This is a genomic window from Streptomyces calidiresistens (assembly GCF_014141525.1).
GTDB classification, from domain to species: Bacteria; Actinomycetota; Actinomycetes; order Streptomycetales; family Streptomycetaceae; genus Streptomyces; species Streptomyces calidiresistens.
In genome coordinates, this window is the sequence record NZ_VKHS01000603.1 from 1 (window position 1) to 3429 (window position 3429).

Below are 3429 nucleotides of genomic sequence, written 5' to 3' on the forward strand. Positions count from 1 at the left end.
GGGGCGGCCGGTGAGCCGGAGGGGGAGGGGAGCGCGACCCGGCGGCCGCGCAGGCCGGCGATGCCGGCGGAGAGGAAGAACTGCAGGACGGCGACGCCCGCGATGGTGGCGCCGGCGGCGGTGCCCAGGTGCCAGGAGAGCAGCAGGCCGATCACGGTCGCGGTGATCCCCAGCAGCGCGGCCCCCGCCATGACCACCGGCACCCGGCGGGCCCAGGGCAGTGCGGCGGCGGGCGGCGCGATGAGGAGCCCGAAGACCAGCAGCGTGCCCACGACGTGGAAGGAGGCCACGATCGCGAGGGTGACCAGGCCGAGCATCGCGGCCCGGGCGAGGCGGGGCCGCAGTCCGAGGGTGTGCGCCTTGCGTTCGTCGAAGGAGAGGGCGACGAAGGCGCGGTGGCCGGCCAGGGAGATCAGCGCGGCGAGGAGGAGCGCGATGCCCAGGTGCCACAGGTCGCGTTCGCGGACCGCCAGCACGTCCCCGAAGAGGAAACCGGTCAGGTCGACGGCGAAGGAGCCGGAGCGGGAGACGATGATCACGCCCAGCGAGAGCATGCCGACGAACAACAGACCGATCGCGGTGTCCCGGGACAGGCGCGGGGAGTGCTCCAGGACGGTGACCCCCGCCGCCATGACCGCGGCGCCTGCCGCGGCCCCGAGCAGGAGATTGCCACCCGAGAGGGAGGCGAGGGCCACGCCCGGCAGCATGCCGTGGGACATGGCGTCGCCCAGGAAGGCCATGCCGCGCAGCACGACCCAGGTGCCGGCGAGCGCGCAGATCAACGAGACCAGCACACCGCCCCACAGGGCCCGCTGCACGAAGGTCACCTCGAAGGGACCGACCAACCACTCCATGACCGGACCGTACAATGAAAATCGTTTTCAATTCAAAGTCAGGAGAGCGTCGTGCCCGGGACCCGACCGTCGGCGATCGAACTGGAGAATCTGTCGGTGGTGCGCGGCCGACGTCTGGTGCTGTCCCAACTCAACGCGTGCATACCGAAGTTCGACATCACCACCGTCGTGGGTGGCAACGGGGCGGGGAAGTCCACCCTGCTCGGCGTCCTCGCCGGTGTGATCAACGTGACAGGCGGCACCCTCACCCGCGACGGCGTCGGCCGCGTCGCCCACGTGATGCAGCGCACCGACGTCCCCGACGTCCTGCCGCTCACCGTCCGCGAGACCGTGGCCATGGGGCGCTGGGAACGCCTCGGTCCCTGGCGTCGCGCCCGGGCGGAGGACCGTCGGCGGGTCGCGGAGACCATGGTCGAACTGGGGATCGACGGCCTCGCCGACCGACGCCTGGACGAGCTCTCCGGCGGGCAGCGTCAACGGACGCTGGTCGCCCAGGCCCTCGTCCAGGACGCCGACCTGCTCCTGCTCGACGAACCCACCACCGGCCTCGACGCGGCCGCCCGCGCCGACATCCTCGCCGTCCTCGACGGTCTGCCCGCCCGGGGGGTCACGGTCGTCCACGCCACCCACGACCCGGAGGCCGCCCACCGCGCCGGACACTGCCTGGCCCTGGACGCCGGCACCGTCGTCGCGGGGGGCGCCCCGCCGGAGGTGCTCGGCCCCCGTCCGGGCTGACCGCCCCTCAGGACGGGTCGAGGTGCTGTTCGGTCCAGATCGTCTTCCCCGCCGGCGTGTACCGGCTGCCCCACCGGTGGGCGATCTGGGCCACCAGGAACAGGCCGCGCCCGCCCTCGTCCGCCGGTCGGGCCCGTCGCAGGTGGGGTTGCGTCTGGCTCGGGTCCGACACCTCGCAGATCAACTTGCGGTCCCGGATCAGTCGCAGACCGATCGGCCCGCCCGCGTACCGGATCGCGTTCGTCACCAGCTCGCTCACGATCAGTTCGGTGCCGAACACCAGCTCCTCCGGCACCTCCCACTGCGCCAGCCGCTCGGAGGTGAGCGTCCGGGCCCGCGCCACCACTCCCGGGTCGGCCGGCAGCTCCCAGAACGCCGTGTTCTCCCCGGGTACCGCGCCCAGCCGGGCCATCAGCAGCGCCAGGTCCTCGCGTCGGTGACGCTCGCGCAGTCGGGCCGCCATCCGCTCGCCCAACTCGCGCAGCGGCAGGTCCCGGGCCGCGGCCGCCCGTGCCCCTTCGCGGACCACCAGGGCGTCGCGGCCCGCGCCCCCGGTGTCCTCCCCGGAGGTGTCGGGGGTCCCGGGGGCCGCGCCGGGGGCGGTGGTCCCGACGGCGGTCGCGCCCGGGCCCTCGGCCGCGGATCCGCCCGCCGACAGGAGCCTGTCCCCCGCCGGGGCCGTGGGGTCACCGCTGGGGAACACCAGCACGTCCCCCGCTTCCATCCGCAGTTCCACCGGCTCGAACGGCTGGCCGCCGGTGCCCAGAGGGGGGCCGGTCTGGAGCTTCACCTCCTCCGCGTCCGTCTCGCCCACCCGGCACAGCACCGGGGACGGGTGCCCGGCCGCCGCGATCAGGCACACCCGCTCGATCGGGTCGTACGTCGCGTACAGGCAGGTGGCCCCCAGCAGCGACCCCACGGGGTCGTGCCGCTCCTCCTCCTCGCCGAACCGCACCACCAGGTCGTCCAGGTGCGTCAGCAACTCGTCCGGCGGGGGATCGAGGTCCGCGAGGGTCTGCACGGCGGAGCGCAGGCGCCCCATCGCGCCGGCCGCGTTCACCCCGTGCCCCACCACCCGGCCCACCACGAACGCCACCCGGGTACCCGAGAGCGCGATCACGTCGTACCAACTGCCGCCGGTACCCGCCGCGGTGCTCGCCGGCACGTACGTGCCGGCCGTCTCCGCCGCCGTCAGCCGCACCACCCGCCGCGGCAGCAGACTGCGTTGCAGCGCCTCCACGGTCCGCCGCTCGCGCGTGTACCGGCGGGCGTTGTCCAGGCTCAGCGCCAGCCGTGAACCGATCTCCTCCATGAGCGAGGTGTCCGCCTGCTCGAACGGCGACCGGTCACCGGTCCGCCACAACCCCACCGCGCCCAGCACCAGCCTCCGGGCCCGCAACGGCAGCACCAGTGCCGAGGTCGCCCTTTCCGGCAGCAACAGGCGCAGCTGATCCGGTTCGTCCACCAGCTTCGCGCGCAGCGCGGTCAGGTTGGAGAGCACCTCCGCCCGACCGGTGCGCAACTGCTCGCTACCGAACTCCCCGACCCGGAAGTGGGCCCCCGACTGATACATGTCCGTCGGCCAATCCCCGTCGCTCGACGCCACCGCCACCCGTCGCAGCGGCGAACCGGTGACGAACCGCTCCGGCTCCTCCCCGACCAGCACCGCCTCGGTCAGGTCCACCGAGGCCAGGTCGGCGAAGGCCGGTACCAGCATCCCCACCAGTTGCTCGGCGTTGCGGGTCAGGTCCAGCGACTCGCCCAGTCGCGAGGCGGCGGCGTGCAGCAACTCCAACCGCTGCCGCGCGCCCGTCTCCGAGGTGGCGGGGATCTCCGGGGG

General features: G+C 73.8%; 3 protein-coding genes. 1 reads left to right on the plus strand and 2 read right to left on the minus strand.

What is annotated here, in order from left to right:
* Positions 1–854, minus strand: an 854-nt coding sequence (gene aztB / locus FOE67_RS20265; RefSeq protein ID WP_182666273.1) for a zinc ABC transporter permease AztB, incomplete at its 3' end; no start/stop codon positions are given.
* 51 nt (positions 855–905) lie between these two features.
* On the opposite strand from aztB, the gene aztA reads away from it, so the two are divergent.
* Positions 906–1589 (plus strand): zinc ABC transporter ATP-binding protein AztA, encoded by a 684-nt coding sequence (gene aztA, locus FOE67_RS20270; RefSeq protein ID WP_323385136.1) that lies wholly within the window; start codon positions 906–908, stop codon positions 1587–1589.
* A 7-nt stretch (positions 1590–1596) separates the two neighbouring features.
* On the opposite strand, the gene FOE67_RS20275 is transcribed toward aztA, so the two are convergent.
* Positions 1597–3429 (minus strand): ATP-binding SpoIIE family protein phosphatase (locus FOE67_RS20275; RefSeq protein WP_182666274.1); only part of this gene is annotated, 1833 nt, incomplete at its 5' end.